1 protein-coding gene is annotated in these 863 nt (G+C 34.0%); it reads right to left on the reverse strand.

Annotation, left to right across the window (positions count from 1 at the left end):
- A partial coding sequence (gndA, locus tag ACZ267_RS12740; RefSeq protein ID WP_162513572.1) for an NADP-dependent phosphogluconate dehydrogenase occupies positions 1–863 on the reverse strand: 863 nt, incomplete at both ends.

The following is an 863-nucleotide window of genomic DNA, read 5'->3' on the forward strand; positions in this document are numbered from 1 at the left end:
TTTTTAACGCCTGTTGCTACGACGTCTCTTAATGCATCTTGGTAATCTGTAACAATATTTTTGAAGTATGGATCTAATAATAAGTTTTCAAGTTCTGGATTATTATCGTAAGCATCTTTAATTTTTTGTAAGAATTGTGCACGAATGATACAACCTTCACGCCAAATCATTGCCAGTTCACCTAATTTTAAGTTCCATTCGTGATCTTCGCTCGATTTTCTCATTTGCGCAAAGCCTTGAGCGTAAGAACAAATCTTACTCATATATAATGCTTTTCTGATTTTTTCTAAGAATTCTTCTTTATTACCATCAAATGAAGCTTGTGGTCCATTTAATGATTTAGACGCATTAACACGTTCTTCTTTAATGGATGAAATGAAACGAGCAAATACCGATTCAGTGATAATTGTTAATGGAATTCCTAATTCTAATGCATTAATAGAAGTCCATTTACCTGTACCTTTTTGACCAGCAGTATCTAATATTTTTTCTACTAATGGTTCATTATTTTCATCTAATTTAGTGAAAATATCACCAGTAATTTCTATTAAGTAACTTTCGAGTTCTCCAGCATTCCAATCTTTGAATGTTTGAGAAATTTCAGTATGACTCATACCTAATAAGTCTTTCATCATTGTATAACTTTCAGCGATTAATTGCATATCTGCATATTCAATACCGTTATGAACCATTTTCACATAATGACCTGCACCATTTGGGCCAATGTATGTTACGCAAGATGCACCATCTTGCGCTTTAGCTGCAATGGCATCTAAGATATCACTGACTTTATTATAAGCGGCTTCTTGACCACCAGGCATTAATGAAGGACCAGTTAAAGCGCCTACTTCACCACCTGATAC

The organism is Staphylococcus sp. AC872 (genome assembly GCF_979255425.1).